Source organism: Mycobacterium sp. VKM Ac-1816D, assembly GCF_000416385.1.
GTDB classification, from domain to species: Bacteria; Actinomycetota; Actinomycetes; order Mycobacteriales; family Mycobacteriaceae; genus Mycobacterium; species Mycobacterium neoaurum_A.
Genome location: NZ_AOHQ01000138.1, coordinates 186,731 through 201,636, shown reverse-complemented (window position 1 = coordinate 201,636; position 14,906 = coordinate 186,731). Strand labels below are relative to the sequence as shown.

At 68.4% G+C, this 14,906-nt stretch carries 18 protein-coding genes; 5 read left to right on the top strand and 13 right to left on the bottom strand.

All coding sequences use genetic code 11. From position 1 onward, the window contains the following. Positions 1-36: 36 nt before the first annotated feature. The 7 genes from G154_RS17770 to G154_RS17740 all read right to left on the bottom strand — a co-directional run bounded on the left by G154_RS17770 (position 37) and on the right by G154_RS17740 (position 6,328). Positions 37-327, bottom strand: coding sequence for a DUF485 domain-containing protein (locus G154_RS17770; RefSeq protein ID WP_081650051.1), 291 nt, complete (start codon positions 325-327; stop codon positions 37-39). A gap of 217 nt (positions 328-544) precedes the next feature. Beyond that, positions 545-2,275, bottom strand: a complete 1,731-nt coding sequence (locus tag G154_RS17765) for a cation acetate symporter (protein ID WP_019510846.1) — start codon at positions 2,273-2,275, stop codon at positions 545-547. Beyond that, positions 2,272-2,655, bottom strand: a complete 384-nt coding sequence (locus G154_RS17760; protein WP_045546536.1) for a hypothetical protein — start codon at positions 2,653-2,655, stop codon at positions 2,272-2,274. Before G154_RS17760 ends, G154_RS17765 begins: the two co-directional genes overlap by 4 nt. Next, the gene (locus G154_RS17755) at positions 2,648-3,427 is read right to left on the bottom strand and encodes a LytTR family DNA-binding domain-containing protein (protein ID WP_019510844.1); all 780 of its coding nucleotides are present in this window, start codon (positions 3,425-3,427) and stop codon (positions 2,648-2,650) included. Before G154_RS17755 ends, G154_RS17760 begins: the two co-directional genes overlap by 8 nt. Continuing rightward, entirely contained in the window at positions 3,424-4,638 is a 1,215-nt protein-coding gene (locus tag G154_RS17750; protein WP_019510843.1) for a sensor histidine kinase, read from the bottom strand. Before G154_RS17750 ends, G154_RS17755 begins: the two co-directional genes overlap by 4 nt. A gap of 27 nt (positions 4,639-4,665) precedes the next feature. Further along, positions 4,666-4,980 carry a hypothetical protein gene (locus G154_RS17745; protein ID WP_019510842.1) on the bottom strand — a complete coding sequence of 105 codons (315 nt, stop codon included), beginning with the start codon at positions 4,978-4,980 and terminating at the stop codon, positions 4,666-4,668. A gap of 109 nt (positions 4,981-5,089) precedes the next feature. Further along, positions 5,090-6,328, bottom strand: a complete 1,239-nt coding sequence (locus G154_RS17740) for an amidohydrolase (protein WP_019510841.1) — start codon at positions 6,326-6,328, stop codon at positions 5,090-5,092. Between the two features lie 72 nt (positions 6,329-6,400). Here G154_RS17740 and G154_RS17735 point away from each other — a divergent pair, with 72 nt between their 5' ends. Next, positions 6,401-6,985 (top strand): HhH-GPD-type base excision DNA repair protein, encoded by a 585-nt coding sequence (locus tag G154_RS17735; RefSeq protein ID WP_019510840.1) that lies wholly within the window; start codon positions 6,401-6,403, stop codon positions 6,983-6,985. Positions 6,986-7,046: 61 nt separating this feature from the next. On the opposite strand, the gene G154_RS17730 is transcribed toward G154_RS17735, so the two are convergent. After that, the gene (locus tag G154_RS17730) at positions 7,047-7,703 is read right to left on the bottom strand and encodes a nitroreductase family protein (RefSeq protein WP_023986141.1); all 657 of its coding nucleotides are present in this window, start codon (positions 7,701-7,703) and stop codon (positions 7,047-7,049) included. Positions 7,704-7,738: 35 nt separating this feature from the next. On the opposite strand from G154_RS17730, the gene G154_RS26065 reads away from it, so the two are divergent. Beyond that, entirely contained in the window at positions 7,739-7,888 is a 150-nt protein-coding gene (locus G154_RS26065) for a hypothetical protein (protein ID WP_019510838.1), read from the top strand. A gap of 10 nt (positions 7,889-7,898) precedes the next feature. Here the strand turns inward: G154_RS26065 and G154_RS17725 are convergent, their stop codons facing one another. After that, the gene (locus tag G154_RS17725; RefSeq protein ID WP_019510837.1) at positions 7,899-8,870 is read right to left on the bottom strand and encodes a hypothetical protein; all 972 of its coding nucleotides are present in this window, start codon (positions 8,868-8,870) and stop codon (positions 7,899-7,901) included. A 44-nt stretch (positions 8,871-8,914) separates the two neighbouring features. Further along, complete coding sequence (locus tag G154_RS17720) at positions 8,915-9,490, bottom strand: hypothetical protein (protein WP_023986140.1); 576 nt, start codon at positions 9,488-9,490, stop codon at positions 8,915-8,917. 297 nt (positions 9,491-9,787) lie between these two features. Between G154_RS17720 and G154_RS17715 the strand changes: the two genes are divergently transcribed. Beyond that, positions 9,788-10,963 carry a mannosyltransferase gene (locus G154_RS17715; protein ID WP_045546537.1) on the top strand — a complete coding sequence of 392 codons (1,176 nt, stop codon included), beginning with the start codon at positions 9,788-9,790 and terminating at the stop codon, positions 10,961-10,963. Here the strand turns inward: G154_RS17715 and G154_RS17710 are convergent. Continuing rightward, positions 10,908-11,192, bottom strand: a complete 285-nt coding sequence (locus G154_RS17710) for a 4a-hydroxytetrahydrobiopterin dehydratase (protein WP_023986139.1) — start codon at positions 11,190-11,192, stop codon at positions 10,908-10,910. The genes G154_RS17715 and G154_RS17710 overlap by 56 nt on opposite strands. Before the next feature lie 27 nt (positions 11,193-11,219). Between G154_RS17710 and G154_RS17705 the strand changes: the two genes are divergently transcribed. After that, a complete protein-coding gene (locus G154_RS17705) occupies positions 11,220-11,606 on the top strand; it encodes a (deoxy)nucleoside triphosphate pyrophosphohydrolase (protein WP_023986138.1) in 387 nt (128 codons plus the stop codon). Positions 11,607-11,628: 22 nt separating this feature from the next. Here G154_RS17705 and G154_RS17700 read toward each other — a convergent pair whose 3' ends face one another. Beyond that, entirely contained in the window at positions 11,629-12,003 is a 375-nt protein-coding gene (locus tag G154_RS17700; RefSeq protein WP_019512742.1) for a hypothetical protein, read from the bottom strand. A gap of 542 nt (positions 12,004-12,545) precedes the next feature. Then, positions 12,546-12,707, bottom strand: coding sequence for a hypothetical protein (locus G154_RS26530; protein WP_019512741.1), 162 nt, complete (start codon positions 12,705-12,707; stop codon positions 12,546-12,548). A 64-nt stretch (positions 12,708-12,771) separates the two neighbouring features. Between G154_RS26530 and typA the strand changes: the two genes are divergently transcribed. Next, positions 12,772-14,676 carry a translational GTPase TypA gene (gene typA, locus G154_RS17695; protein ID WP_023986137.1) on the top strand — a complete coding sequence of 635 codons (1,905 nt, stop codon included), beginning with the start codon at positions 12,772-12,774 and terminating at the stop codon, positions 14,674-14,676. Positions 14,677-14,906: the final 230 nt, after the last annotated feature.

The following is a 14,906-nucleotide window of genomic DNA, read 5'->3' as shown; positions in this document are numbered from 1 at the left end:
CGGTGGCGGCCAGATAGGTCGTTGCGGTGTCGATGTTCACTGGGCAGGTCCTTCCAGTTCCTCGCGGATCGCGGCGGCGCGCGGATCCAGCTCGCGGTTGGCGAACCGGACGTACAGGCCGGTGATGACGAAGGTGGTGAGGAACTGACCGAGGCCGATGATCAACCCGATGTTGACGTCACCGAAGACCTTGGTGGCCATGAAGTCGTGGGCGAAGGCGCCGAGCAGGACGTAGATCCCGTACCAGACCAGGAAGAAGGCCGTCATGGGAAAGACGAACCGGCGCAGCCGACTGCGCAACTCCTGGAATTCCGGGCTCGCCTGCATGGCGATGAACTCTTGACCGGTGGGGGCCGGCCGACTTTCGGTGGTGGGCACCGTATTGCTCCTGACTGATCGAGTGTGTTCCGCAGCGTGGTCAGAGCGTATTGAGACTCAGGTCACAATCGAAGCGTCAGCCGAGGTCAACCTGTCGGACGCCGGATGCGCTGCGGTGAACGGCGCGCTGACCACGATGAGCGGTTCGGTGCCCGGCGGGCCGGCGTCATGCGCCGGGAAGGCGCTCGATTCCCATGCCGAGCCGTTCGGGGACGTGCATCCTGGCGAAGATCTGCGCGACGCCCGGGGTGGCCGTGGTGAATCGGCTGACCAGGATCATCGTCGCGAAGGCCACCGGCACGCTGACCGCCGCCGGGTAGCCGATCATCACCGCGGGCCAGCCGCCGAGCGCGTGCTCGTCGACGGCCCCGGTGATGGCCACCAACACCGCGCCGCCGCAGACCATGCCGCCGACGGCCAGTCCGCAGGCGGCCCCGGTCGCGGTCAGGCCGCGCCACCAGATGCCGAGCACCAGCAACGGGCACAGTGTGGAGGCGGCGACGGCGAATGCCAGGCCCACCGTCCGGGACAGTTCGAGGTCGGAGACCAGCAGCGACAACGGAATCGGGATGAGCCCGCCGATCACCGCGGCCACCCGGAAATCGCGGACCCGACCCCGCAGTACATCGGTGGCCAGCGCGCCGGCGATGCTGACCAGCAGTCCCGACGATGTCGCCAGGAACGCGGCGATGGCACCCGCGGCCACCAGCGCCGCCAACAGCTCGCCGAAGATGCCACCGATGGCCGCCCCGGGGGCCAACAGCACTGCGGCGTCGGCGGTTCCGGTGATCAGCAGTTGCGGTACGTAGAGGCGTGAGAAGACGCCGAGCAGGATGGGAAACAGGTAGAACAACGACAGCAGGGCGATCACCGCCAGCGCGGTCCGGCGGGCGGCGCGTCCATCGGGGTTGGTGTAGAAGCGCACCAACACGTGCGGCAGACCCATGGTGCCCAGGAACGTCGCGATGATGATCGACAGCACCTGATACAGCGGGTGTTCGCCACCGAGTCCGGTACCCGAGGCGATCCATTCGCTGCCGGTGCCCGGGGTACCCGCGACCACCGGCGTTGCCGCGCCGGCGGCCAGGGTGAGTCGGGTGTCGGCGCCGAGCGTGTGTTGCCCGGGCGTGCCGAAGCCGCTGTCGCGCACGGTGTTACCGTCCAGCTCGCCGGTGATGGTGATACCGGCCGGGTCGATCACCTGGACCACCACGTCGGTCTCGACCAGCACGGTGGTCTGCTGCTCCACGCTCGGTGGCAACGGTCCGCCGAGTTCGCCGCGGTCGCTGAGGAACAGGCCGAGCAGCGCCAGGGCGGGGATGGCGACCGCAGTCAGTTTGAGCCAGTATTGGAAGGCCTGCACGAAGGTGATCGACCGCATGCCGCCGCCGACCACATTGGTGATGACGATGGCACCGACCAGTATCGGGCCGATCCACACCGGCATGCCGAGCAGCGTCTTGAGCGCCAGCCCGGCGCCCTGGTACTGCGGGGCGAGGTAGAACAGGCAGACCACGACCACCACGAGCATGGCGACCTTGCGCAGACGTGGTGAGCCGAGCCGGAACTCGGCGAAGTCGGGCACGGTGTAGGCGCCGGACCGGCGCAGCGGTGCGGCGACGAACAGCAGCAGGCCGAGGTAACCGGCGGTGAAGCCGACCGGATACCACAGTGCGTCGGCGCCGTATTTCGCGATCAGCCCCGCGACGCCCAGAAAGGATGCGGCGGAGAGGTATTCACCGGAGATCGCGGCGGCGTTCCAGCGCGGTCCGACGCTGCGCGAGGCCACCAAAAAATCGGAGGTGGTGCGCGACAGTCGCACCCCCCAACTGCCGATTGCCACGGTGGCGATCGCCGCGGCCAGCAGCGCGGCGGCCGTCAACGGTGAGCCGGTCACGGTTCGCTGTCGACGACGCGGACGAAATCGCGTTCGGCCTGCTCGGCCAGTCGCACATAGAGGCTGCCGACCGCGTAGAGCATGGGGAACGCCAGGATGGCCAGCAGCAGCCAGTTCAACCGCATTCCCAGCACGGTCAGATCGGGAAGTGTGGAGGTGAGTACCAGGATGCCGCCGACCGCGCACACCACGACCACGCTCAAGCGCAGGGCCAGCCCGAGTTGCGCACGCACCAGCCCACGCACCAGGGCATCACCGACCTGGGTCTGCTCCTGCACCTCGACGCGGGTGCGGACCATGCGGGCGCCGCGCCGGTGCGCCAACACGACACGCTGGCGGGCTCCGGTGGGCCGGGTATGGGGCGCGGGACGCTCATTCATCGGCGCCCGCCGGTTTGAGGTTGCGCATCGGGTCGCGGACCAGCCGATCACGCAACTCGCGGGCCTGGCGCCGGCTCACCGGCAGCTCCACCGCCGGTGAGGACCCGTTGGCGCGCAACCGGACCAGGACCGCACCGTCGGCGGTGCGCAATCCGGTGACCATGCGCAGCGACACCAGATAGGACCGGTGGATGCGCTGGAAGCCGTGATCGCGCCAGCGGGTTTCCAAGGTGCTCAACGGTATTCGCACCAGGTGCGCGCCGGTCGCCGAGTGCAGCCGGGCATAGTCGCCCTCTGCCTCCACCCAGCCGATGCTCTCCCTGGGCACCAGGTGGGTGATGCCACCGAGTTCGGCGGGGATGACATCGGAATCGTGGGCGTCCTCATCGGGCGCGTCGGCGGTCCTGGCGGTGGCCACCCTTCGCACCGCCTCGTCGAGGCGGTTCTGCCGGATCGGCTTGAGCAGATAGTCCAGCGCGCCGACATCGAAGGCCGCGACCGCCTTGTCATCGTGGGCGGTCACGAACACCACGGCGGGGCGATGGGCGAAATTGGTCAGCACCCCGGCCAGTTCGATACCCGAGAGGCCCGGCATGTTGATGTCCAGAAAGACCGCATCGATGGTGTGGGCGTTGAGCTCGCGCAGCGCGGAGGTGGCGTCGGACGCGGTGTAGACGGTGGCGATATCGGCATGTTCGCCCAGCAGATAGGCCAATTCGTCGAGGGCGGGTGCCTCGTCGTCGACGGCGAGCACGGTCAGCTCGGCAGTCACCCGAAACCACCTCCGTCGGCGCGCACACCGGACCGGAACTTCGGTACCCGCATGATGACCTTTGTCCCCGCTCCGATCGCCGTTTCGACCACCAGACCGTAATCGTTGCCGAATGCCGCGCGCAGCCGATGGTCGACATTGGTCAGGCCGACGTGCGCGGACTGATCGTGTCCGGCGGACGGGGTCCGCTCGGCCAGCGCGTCACCGGGCCCGGACCGCAGGCTGTCGGGATCCATTCCGGCACCGTCATCCTCGACGGTGATGACGCAGTCCGAACCGGCGTCGTTGGCGATGATCTCCACCGATCCGCCGCCCCGTCCGGCCAGGCCGTGCCGGACCGCGTTCTCCACCAACGGCTGCAGCGCGAGGAACGGCACCACGACATTGAGCACCTCGGGGGCGACCTGCAAGCGCACCGTCAACGCCGTACCGAACCGTGCGCGCTCCAGCGTCAGGTACCGGTCGATATTGCGCAGTTCCTCGGCCAGGGTGGTGTATTGCCCGGCGGCACGGAACGAGTAGCGGGTGAAATCGGCGAATTCCAGGATGAGTTCCCGGGCGCGGGTGGGGTCGGTGCGCACGAACGAGGCGATGGTGTTGAGCGCGTTGTAGATGAAATGCGGACTGATCTGCGCGCGCAGGGCCAGCACCTCGGCCTTGTCGAGGCGGGCACGGGAGGCGTCCAGCTCGGCCAATTCGATCTGACTGGCGGCGTAGCGGGCCACCTCGCCGATGGCGCCGAGCATGCCGGGTCCCGGTGTGCCGGTGGTGACGACGACCAGCACGCCGAGAACATCGCCGGCCTCGGCCAGCAGGGGTTGGGCCACCACCGTCGTGGTGTCGATATCGTCGAGAACCCGGCGTTCACCGTCGATGGATGCCGCCGCGGCGGTCGCTGCCGTGTCGGCGACGCTGCGGCGCCAGATGAACTTGTCTTCAGGATCGGCGGCGAGCAGCTGTCCGTCGCCGTCGAAAAGGGCTATCCCGTCCGTGCCGGTGAGATCGCGAAGGAAGGGCGCTGCGGTGGCAGCGGATTCGGTGTCCAGGCCCCGGCGCAGGGCGCGTGCGGCGAGCGACGCGGTGTGCAGCGCGGCGTGCACGGCCCGCTCGGTGGGGGTGGCCACCACGCGCCGGGTCCGCACCACGAACACGGCCGCGACGGCTGCCAGCAGCAGCGTCGCGGCCAGCGCGAGTGTGAGCTGACCCGACATGGTGGCGCCAACCCTATGCCGCGGCGGCTACTGAACGGGGCAGGCGTACTTTCTGGCCACGTCGAACACCCGCTCCTGCGCGCCGGGCCCGATCGCGCCCTGGGCGGCGAGTTCCAGTCCGATGTAGCCGGGAAGCCCGCCGACGCAGGCCTGGTGCATGGCGCGCCAGGCGGTGTCGGGGTTGAGGTTGTAGCCGTTGCGCTGCAGACCGGCCATGTACTCGTCGAAGGCCGGGGTGCCCTGGTCAGGGATGGCCTGGGCGGTGCCGGCGAACGTGATCGATGCGGCCGCGGCGATGGCGGCCGCGGTGACCGTCAGCAGCGGTGCGATCCCGCGTCTCATGGGCCGTCTCCTCCGGTTGTGTGCTGGTCAGGGGATCACGGTCGCACACCGCGCCGAGATCGTCTCGGGAATCGCGGTTCTGGAGAACGGACGCCGGCGCCGGCGGGACCTAGGTCGCCAACCAGGCCAGCGCGGCGACCACGAGGGCCTGGGTGCCGGTGTCCAAGGTGGGCTGGATGACGGGCGCGAATGTTGGTGAGTGATTGACCGGGATGTCCTGAGCGACACGGCCGGAGTCGACCGCCTCGCGGTACAGCCGTTCGTCGATGCCGCCGATACCCCAGAAGGTGTACGGCGCGCCGAGCGCACGGGGGAGGTCGCTGAAGTCCTCGCTGGCCGCGCCTGCCCCGATCGGCCCATGCCGTTCGCCGAAGAACCCGGTAAAGGCGTCGCCGACCCGTGCGGTGACGGTTTCATCGTTGACGGTCGGGGGGAACCGGTCGTACAGCTCGAAATCGGGTTCCTTCGCGGAATTCGATGCCTGGCATTCGGCGGTGACGACGCGCCGGATCGCGGCCAGCACCGTCTCGCGGACGCCATCGTCGTAGGTGCGCAGATTGACCTCCAGCACGGCGCGGTCGGAGATCACGTTGCTCTTGCTGCCGGCGTGAATGGCGCCGACGGTCAGGACCACGGTGTCGGTGGCGGCGACCTCCCGGGACACGATGGTCTGAAGGCGCAGCACGATCATCGCCGCGAGCACCACCGGGTCGACCCCGGACTGCGGCATCGAACCGTGTGCACCGCGGCCGTAGACGGTGATCCGGATGCTGTCGGCGGCCGCCAGGATCGGGCCGGGGTGCGTCACGACCCGGCCTGCCGGTATCGGGAAAACGTGTTGGGCCAGTGCGACATCCACCGGCGGGAGGAGATCGGCCAGGCCGTCCTCGACCATGCCACGGGCACCGTCGCCGGTCTCCTCGGCTGGTTGGAAGAGGGCGATCAGGGTCCCCGACCAATCCTTGGTGGCCTCGGCGAGCAAGCTGGCGGCGCCGAGCAGGCAGGTGACATGCACATCGTGGCCGCAGGCGTGCATGACGGGCACGTCGCCGCTGCGCGCGGAGCTTGCATACGGCAGGTCGGTGGCCTCCTGGACGGGTAGCGCGTCCATATCGGCGCGCAGCAGCACCGACCCACCGCTGCCGTTGCGCAGGATGCCGACGACCCCGGTGCCTCCGATCCGCTCGTGCACGTCGTAACCGGTGGCGCGCAACCGGTCGGCGACCAGCCGTGCGGTGCGGTGTTCGTGGTGGGACAGCTCGGGGTGCTGGTGCAGATCGCGGTACAGGTCCTCCTGCCAGGACCTGATCTCGGCGAGCCGGTGCAGCACCGCGGAGGCTGCGCTCATGTTCGCCAGTCTGGCAGGAGTCGCGCTGCCGTCGGCGGTTCTGGCGAAACTGGACGTCGTAGGCTTGCCGGCATGACCGGGAATCTGTGCCTGACCCAAGATCCAGCGGCGGACGCATTACTTGAATCGAACCCGTTCGCGCTGCTGGTCGGGATGATGCTGGACCAGCAGATCCCGATGGAGGTGGCGTTCGCCGGGCCGAAGAAGATCGCCGACCGCATCGGTGACGTGGATGCGCGGGTGATCGCCGACTACAACCCCGACGAGTTCACCGCGCTGTGCTCGGAAACCCCGGCGATCCACCGTTTCCCGGGTTCGATGTCCACTCGGCTGCAGGCGCTGGCCCAGGCCATCGTCGACGAGTACGACGGTGACGTGAGCCGTCTGTGGACCGAGGGAGATCCCGATGGCGCGGAGGTGCTGCGCCGGCTCAAGCGGCTACCGGGCTTCGGTGACCAGAAGGCGCGGATCTTCCTCGCGCTGCTGGGCAAGCAGTATGGCGTGACGCCGAAGGGATGGCGAGCCGCGGCAGGGGATTACGGCAAGGCGGGCACGCACATGTCGGTCGCCGACGTCGTCGACGCCGACTCGCTGCAGGAGGTGCGGGCGTACAAGAAGAAGATGAAGGCCGCCGCGAAGGCTGCGAAGCAGGCCTAACACCAGCTGACTCTGCACTTGCGGCGCGAAAGTGCGAGTAGCGCGCGCCGTCACCGCAGAGTCAACCGAACGCGGGGCCGTCGAAGCGCTCCCGGGTGACGAACTCCGAGACCGGTTTGCGGGTCAGTCTGCGGACCTGTGTGACGGGCTTACCCAGCGGCAGCACCGCGGCCAGCGCGTGGTCATCGGGAATCGCGAGCAGTTGCTTCACCGCCGGTTCCTCGGCGATGGCCATCGTCGTCAAGACACCGCCGAAGCCCTCGTTCCGCGCGGCCAGCAGGATGTTCCACACCAGCGGATACACCGAGGCGCCCGCCACCACGCCGATGCGGTCGAGGTCCTGGTCGAAGGCCGCGACCACGCCGAGGTCGACGCAAATCACCAGCAGCACCTCGGCGTCGAGCAGATGGGTGGCCCGCGGCACCTGCACCGCGGCCAGGTCCTCATCGGTCACACCCATGGGATGCAAGGGATTCCACGGGCTTTCGCCGTGGCGCTTCTGGGCGATATAGCGTCGCGCGCCCGTCACGCTCAGATCGGCCAGCGCCGACTTGGTGGCCTCGTCGCGGATCACGATGACGTGGGTGCCCTGCCTGTTGCCGCCGCTGGGCGCGAACCGGGCGTTGTCCAGGATGCGGGTCAGCGTCTCATCGGGCAGCGGTTCACCGGTGAACTGGCGTACCGCGCCGGTCGTACGCATGACGTCGTAGGTGTCCATGCTCACCATCTTGGCGTGTATGCGATTGTGGACATATGGCCAAGACACATCTGAACTGCCCCTGCGGAGAAGCCATTCAGGGCGCCGATGAGGACGACCTGGTCGCCAAGGCGCAGGCGCATCTGTCCGAATCACATCCCGGGCGTGAGTACGACCGCGAGATGATCCTGTTCATGGCCTACTGAGGCAGCCGATCTAGGGCACCACCGTCGAGCCGATGGTGGGCATGAACTGGCACTGCTTCTCGGTGGTGGTGACCTGACCGAAGATGGTCGACATGATGCTGCCCGAACCGGTGTCGGCGATGGCGGTCAGCGTGGTCGGGCCTGCCGGGTTGATATCGGCCTGCGGTTTGAGCGTCGCGGTGCCGGACTTTCCGGTGCTCAGGTTCACCCAGGTGACATTGAGGGGCAGCTTCTGTTCGGCGGCCGGTCCCGGTGTGCCCATGGCGGTGAAGATGTAGGCGGTCTGGCCGGGTCCCGGGCCGGGCGCGGGAATCTTCGCCGGACCGGCGACCGAGATCGCGGCGGCCAGCACGTTGCCGCCGTCTTTGAGGCACCCGTTGCTGATCGACGGGTACATGAAGTCTTGTGTGGTGGGCGCGTCCGGGCCGAAGTCGGGCATCGCGCCGGGCGCCGGCACCGGTCCTGGCGCGGGAGCGGGTGCGGCCGCCGCGGCCAGCGGTTCGGCCGGGGCCGGGGCCGGGGGCACCGCTTCGGGTGCCGGGACCACGGGCGCGTCGACGGCGGCCTCGGGGGCCGCGGGCATGGCATCGGGGATCGGGCCCACCGAGTAGGCGGGGTTGATCCCGGCGGGCAGGTGCGCTTCGGCGCCCGCGCCGGCCGCAGGGGTGTGTACCTGCGGCGCGGCGGCGAATTGGTTGACCGCGGTGGCCAGGTTCTGCGAATCAGCCGGGGCCGCCGCGTTTCCCGCGAACGCGGCGGCGGCCGCCATCAGCATCGACGCCGCATCGCCCGGGTTGGCGGCGGCCTGCTGGATGGCGGGTCCGAGAGTCTCCATCGCCGGTAATCCCGGTGCCTGCAGATTGTTGATCGGCAGCGGCATGGGCGCGGCCGGATCAGCGTGGGCAGGTATCACCGAGCCCCCGCCCAGCATCACGAGCGCGGTGGCCGTGGCACTGGTCAGCGTGGTCCGGATCGATGGCATGTCTCCCCCTGGCTAGGTGGTGGTTGTGTCGGCGGCGTTGCTGATCAGGGCAGGCCCGACAGCGGAACGAACATCGGCACCAGCGACTGGGCGGCATCCGAGGGGTTGGGCAGGCCCGCCGCCGGTGCGGCGGGTGCACCCGGTGCTGCCGGTGCCGCGGCGGGAGCGACGCCGGTCGCGGGGAGCAGACCCGCCAGCGGGGTGCCGGCAGGCATCAGGCCGGCGAGTCCGGGCACCAGGTTCTGCATTCCGGCCATCGCGGCGGCGGGAGCGGCAGCGGCGGCGGGGCCCGCGGCGGCAGGCACGGCGCCGGGCAGGGTGGCCGCGGCCTGGGTCAGCGGAGCACCGGCCGGGGTGATCGGATCGACCGGCAGGGTGCTGGGGGCCTGGTTACCGCCGGTGAGCACCGAGGCGAAACCCTGGATGATCTGCGGGGCGACGGTCTGGATGCTGGCCAGTTGCGGTGCGAACGGCACGTTCGGTGCGCCGGGGATCGCCGGCGGGTTGGGCACCGGGGGAGCCGGTTCGGCCACCGCGGCCGGGCTCAGGGTCAACGCGGCCACGGCCGCGCCGGCACCGGCAATCATGCTGGTGGCAAACAGTTTTCTGAAAGATGACACGGTTCTCCCCGTTTCGTTGGCGGCACGTCTGAAACCGAAGGTAGCGAGTTACTGGTGTTACTCAAGTGACAGGAGTGTGGTTTATTCAACCGTTACGGAGGCGTGCGCCGATGGTGATCGGAACCGCGTTCCGGGCGTCGAGCGCGAGTCCTCGCCGGGATCTGATGTCCCCGGGCGTCGGGGATTCACCTACGGCGGGAGCGCAGCGGCACCGTCTGCGTCTCGGTCGATAGAGTCGGGCCGGTAAACACCGACCGTGACACCTCCCCGACCGCGCAGCTCCATCGCTGGGCGCCGCTGCTGTTGGTGTTGAGCATCCTGGCCCGGCTGGCGTGGACCTACCTGGTGCCCAACGGGGCGAACTTCGTGGATCTGCACGTCTACGTGGGCGGCGCCGACACGCTGGAAACCCCGGGCGCGCTGTATGACTACGTCTACGCCGAGCAGACCCCGGACTTCCCGCTGCCGTTCACCTACCCGCCGTTCGCCGCCGTGGTCTTCTACCCGCTGAGCCTGTTGCCCTTTGCCCTGGTGGCGTTCATCTGGCAACTCGGCATCTTCGCCGCCCTCTACGGTGTGGTGCGCATCAGTCTGAACCTGCTGGGCTGCACCGATACCCGGCCGGCCATGGCCTGGACCGCCGTCGGGATCTGGACCGAACCTCTGCGCAGCACCTTCGACTACGGCCAGATCAACGTGGTGCTGGTGCTGGCCGTGCTGTGGGCGGTGCAGAGCAGCAGATGGTGGTTGTCGGGTCTGCTGGTCGGCCTGGCCGCCGGTGTCAAACTGACCCCCGCGGTAGCGGGTCTGTACTTCGTGGGGGTGCGGCGCTGGGGTGTCGCGGTGTTCTCGGCCGTGGTGTTCGCGGCCACCATCGGCGTGTCGGCTCTGGTGGTCGGGGAGCAGGCCCGCTACTACTTCACCGATCTGCTCGGCGACGCAAGCCGGGTCGGGCCCATCGGCACCTCGTTCAACCAGTCATGGCGCGGCGCCATCTCGCGCATCGTGGGCCATGACGCCGGGTACGGGCCTGCCGTGCTGGTGGCCCTTGCGCTCACCGCCGTACTCGCCGTCCTCGCATGGCGCGCGGTCGGCACCGGTGATCGCCTCGGCGGCATCCTCATCGTGCAGCTGTTCGGGCTGTTGTTGTCGCCGATCTCGTGGACGCATCACTGGGTGTGGTTGATCCCGTTGATGATCTGGATGGTGCACGGACCGTTGCGCGACAGCCTGGGTGCCCGGGTGCTCGGCTGGGGTTGGTTGGTGCTGACGCTGATCGGCGTGCCCTGGTTGCTGAGCTTCGCCCAGCCGACCATCTGGGAGATCGGCAGGCCGTGGCAGCTGGCCTGGGCGGGTCTGGTCTACCCGGTGGCCACCGTGCTCACCCTCGGGTGGTTGGCCGCCCGCAGCCGCCCGTTCAGTCGACGAGCAGCTGATCGATCGCCTTCGCCAGCTCCACATCCTTGTCCGTGATCCCGCCTTCGGAATGCGTGACCAGCGCCAGTTTTACTGTGCGCCAACGAATATCGATGTCGGGATGGTGGTCTTTTCGTTCGGCGAGCTCGGCGATGCGGCTGACCGCGCCGATACCGTCCAGAAACGTCGGGAACTCCACCGATCTGCGCAACGCGCCCTCGGACCGCTCCCAGCCGTTCAGCTCGCCCAGCACCGCGTCGACGCGGTCGTCGGTCAATACAGCCATGGATCCGACGGTATACCGTCGGACCCGATGACCGAGCAGATCGTCGTTGCGGGTGCGCTGATTTCCGGCGGCGCGCTGCTGGTGGCCCAGCGGCTACGTCCCGTCGAACTGCGCGGGCTGTGGGAGTTGCCCGGCGGCAAGGTGGCGCCCGGAGAGAGCGAAGCCGACGCGCTGACCCGTGAATTGCGCGAAGAACTCGGTGTCGAGGTCAGCGTCGGCGACCCGCTGGCCGCGCAGGTGGTGCTGAGCCCGACGATGACGATGCGCGCCCATCTGGTGACCCTGCGGTCGGGAAGTCCGCATCCCCATGACCACCAGGCATTGCGCTGGGTGCGTGCCGCCGACCTCGACGGGCTGGCCTGGGTGCCTGCCGACCGTGCCTGGATACCCGAGCTGACGGCCGCGTTGAGCTGAGGGTTCTTTTTGACGGTGTTTGCTACCAGCTGCCCAGCGGTGCGCCGCGCCGGAACTGACCGTTGGGGCGCACGCCGAAGGGGTTGGAGGTGGTGCCGGGCACGGCGATGACGCCGTCGCGGACCTCGCCCTGGGTTTGGATGCCGCCGCCGTCGGCGCGACGGTTGTCGGCCAGCGCGCCACGCGCGACACCGTGACCCGAGCGACGCAACGCGTTCTTGTCGAACTCCGAAGCCTGCCGACTGGTCACGTTGGGCCGCGGGGTGATCTCTTTGACGTCCGCGGCGGCGGTGGCCGCGCCGACGGTGGCGAACGCGGCGGCGACGGCAGCGGTGCCCAGGCCCATGGCGGTCATCTTGGTGGCGAGGCGCCACACGCTTCTGGTGTTCTCCGGCATCGGCTCGAACCCTTCGTCACATCGGACCAATATGGTCGCTCTACTCGTCGCTCAGGAACGGCGAACGTTACCATCAGGGGCCTCGCCGATTGGCGCCTTCGGGTCGCGTGTACGGCTTTGCTGCCCGAGATGTATTGACGAGCAGGGTAATTGGGAATCTGAGAAGTTCTCAGTAGCAGGGCGTGTGCGAATGCCCGTCAATCGACGGTCCATTGGCCGCCGTCAGGTTTGCTCAGCGGCGCGCTCTCCTCCGCCGATGTGCACCGGCGGGCGCGGTGTCGGGTTGCCGGCAACACCGCTGCGGGTGCCGTCGGAGACTCTCGGTCGCGAGCCCGCCGGTAGTGACATGCGGCACATTCCGAGCGGTGCGCGGGGCCGCCTGGAGGATCGTCGCGACCGGTGTGCGGCCGGCGATGTGGCCGGCTCGCACGGGCGTGGCCGGGGCCACCGTGGGCGGTGTCCACACCGCCGCCCGGATACCGTCGACAGGGCCGTCGCGATGCGGGGGTGCTCCCGGGTGAAACCCGCATCACCGCAGCTCACTAGGCCTTTCTGGCGAGCTTGTACACCTTCTCCAGATCCTTGCCCCGTATCCCGTTGTGCGCCGCCTTCTGTACCTTGTGCAGGACCAGCGGGCACTTCTTGCACCGGGGCTTGCTACGGCAGCACTTTTTCTTCGGCTTGGCCAAGAGCAGCTTCTTCACGCACGCCTTCCGCTGAATCCCGTCGTTTTCGTGATCGGGTACTCACACTGCGACAATCACTGACGTGGATTCTCGCCCTAACTTTCGCAACGTAGCCATCGTCGCGCACGTTGACCACGGTAAGACAACGCTGGTCGACGCCATGCTGCGGCAGTCCGGTGCGTTGTCGCACCGTGGCGATGATGCCGTTGAACGCCTGATGGACTCCGGTGACCTGGAGAAAGAAAAAGGCATCACCATCCTGGCCAAGAACACCGCGGTGCACCGGCAGAACCCGGACGGCACCATGACGGTGATCAACGTCATCGACACCCCCGGCCACGCCGACTTCGGTGGCGAGGTGGAGCGCGGCCTGTCCATGGTCGACGGTGTCGTGCTGCTGGTCGACGCCTCCGAGGGCCCGCTGCCCCAGACCCGCTTCGTGCTACGCAAGGCGCTGGCCGCACACCTGCCGGTGATTGTGGTGGTCAACAAGACCGACCGCCCGGACGCCCGGATCGCCGAGGTGGTCTCGGAGAGCCACGACCTGCTGCTCGATGTGGCCTCCGACCTCGACGACGAGGCGCAGACAGCCGCCGAGTTCGCTCTCGGTCTGCCGGTGCTCTACGCATCCGGTCGCGCAGGCATCGCCAGCACCACCGAACCGGCCAACGGGCAGAACCCCGACGGGGAGAACCTCGACCCACTGTTCGACGTGCTGATGGAGCACATCCCGCCGCCGCAGGGCGATCCGGACGCCCCGCTGCAGGCCCTGGTCACCAACCTCGACGCCTCGGCGTTCCTCGGTCGTCTGGCGCTGGTCCGCATCTACAAGGGCAGGCTGAAGAAGGGCCAGCAGGTCGCCTGGATGCGTGAGGTCGACGGGCATCCCGTCATCACCAACGCCAAGATCACCGAACTGCTCGTCACCGTCGGTGTCGAGCGCACCCCGACCGACGAAGCGATCGCCGGCGATATCGTCGCCGTCGCCGGTATGCCGGAAATCATGATCGGCGACACCCTTGCCGATACCGAGCACGCGCATGCGCTGCCCCGCATCACGGTCGACGAGCCCGCCATCTCGGTCACCATCGGCACCAACACCTCGCCGCTGGCGGGCAAGGTGTCCGGGCACAAGCTGACCGCGCGGATGGTCAAGAGCCGGTTGGACGCCGAGCTGGTCGGCAACGTGTCGATCAAGGTCGTCGACATCGGCCGGCCGGACGCCTGGGAGGTCCAGGGACGTGGTGAGCTCGCGCTGGCCATCCTTGTCGAGCAGATGCGCCGCGAAGGCTTCGAACTGACCGTCGGCAAGCCGCAGGTGGTCACCCAGACCATCGACGGCAAGCTGCACGAGCCGTTCGAGGCGATGACGATCGATACTCCCGAGGAGTTCGTCGGCGCCATCACCCAGTTGATGGCCGCCCGCAAGGGCCGCATGGAAGACATGACCAACCATGCCGCCGGGTGGGTTCGGATGGACTTCATCGTGCCCAGCCGCGGACTGATCGGGTTCCGCACCGACTTCCTGACGATCACCCGCGGCACCGGTATCGCCAACGCCGTGTTCGACGGCTACCGGCCGTGGGCCGGCGAGATCCGGGCCCGCCACACCGGGTCGCTGGTGTCGGACCGTTCCGGCAAGATCACCCCGTTCGCGATGACCCAGTTGGCCGACCGCGGCCAGTTCTTCGTCGAGCCGGGCCAGGACACCTACGAGGGCCAGGTCGTCGGGATCAACCCGCGCGCCGAGGACCTCGACATCAACGCCACCAAGGAGAAGAAGCTCACCAACATGCGGTCGTCGACGGCCGATGTGTTCGAGACGCTGGCCCGGCCGCTGGAACTCGGTCTGGAGCAGGCCATGGAGTTCTGCGCCGAGGACGAGTGCGTGGAGGTGACTCCGGAGATCGTGCGGGTGCGCAAGGTGGAGCTGACGGCGAGCCTGCGGGCGCGCGCGAAGTCGCGAGCCAAACAGCAGAACTCCTGACCTGCGGCGCGGATCGACCGGCAGATCTTTGCGATCGGCAAATCTTCGACGGATGCCGATGGTCGGAGGTCGCTGGATCGAGGTCCGTTGAAAACGCTGTCGCGCGAACGGATTTGCTCGCTCGATCGGCCACGCGGTGTCAGCCGTTACGGTGCTGCATCGGGCTGAGCAAACGCTCGATATCGTCGAAAGGGCCGTTCGTGCGGCGCTGATCGCGTTACGCTTCGCAA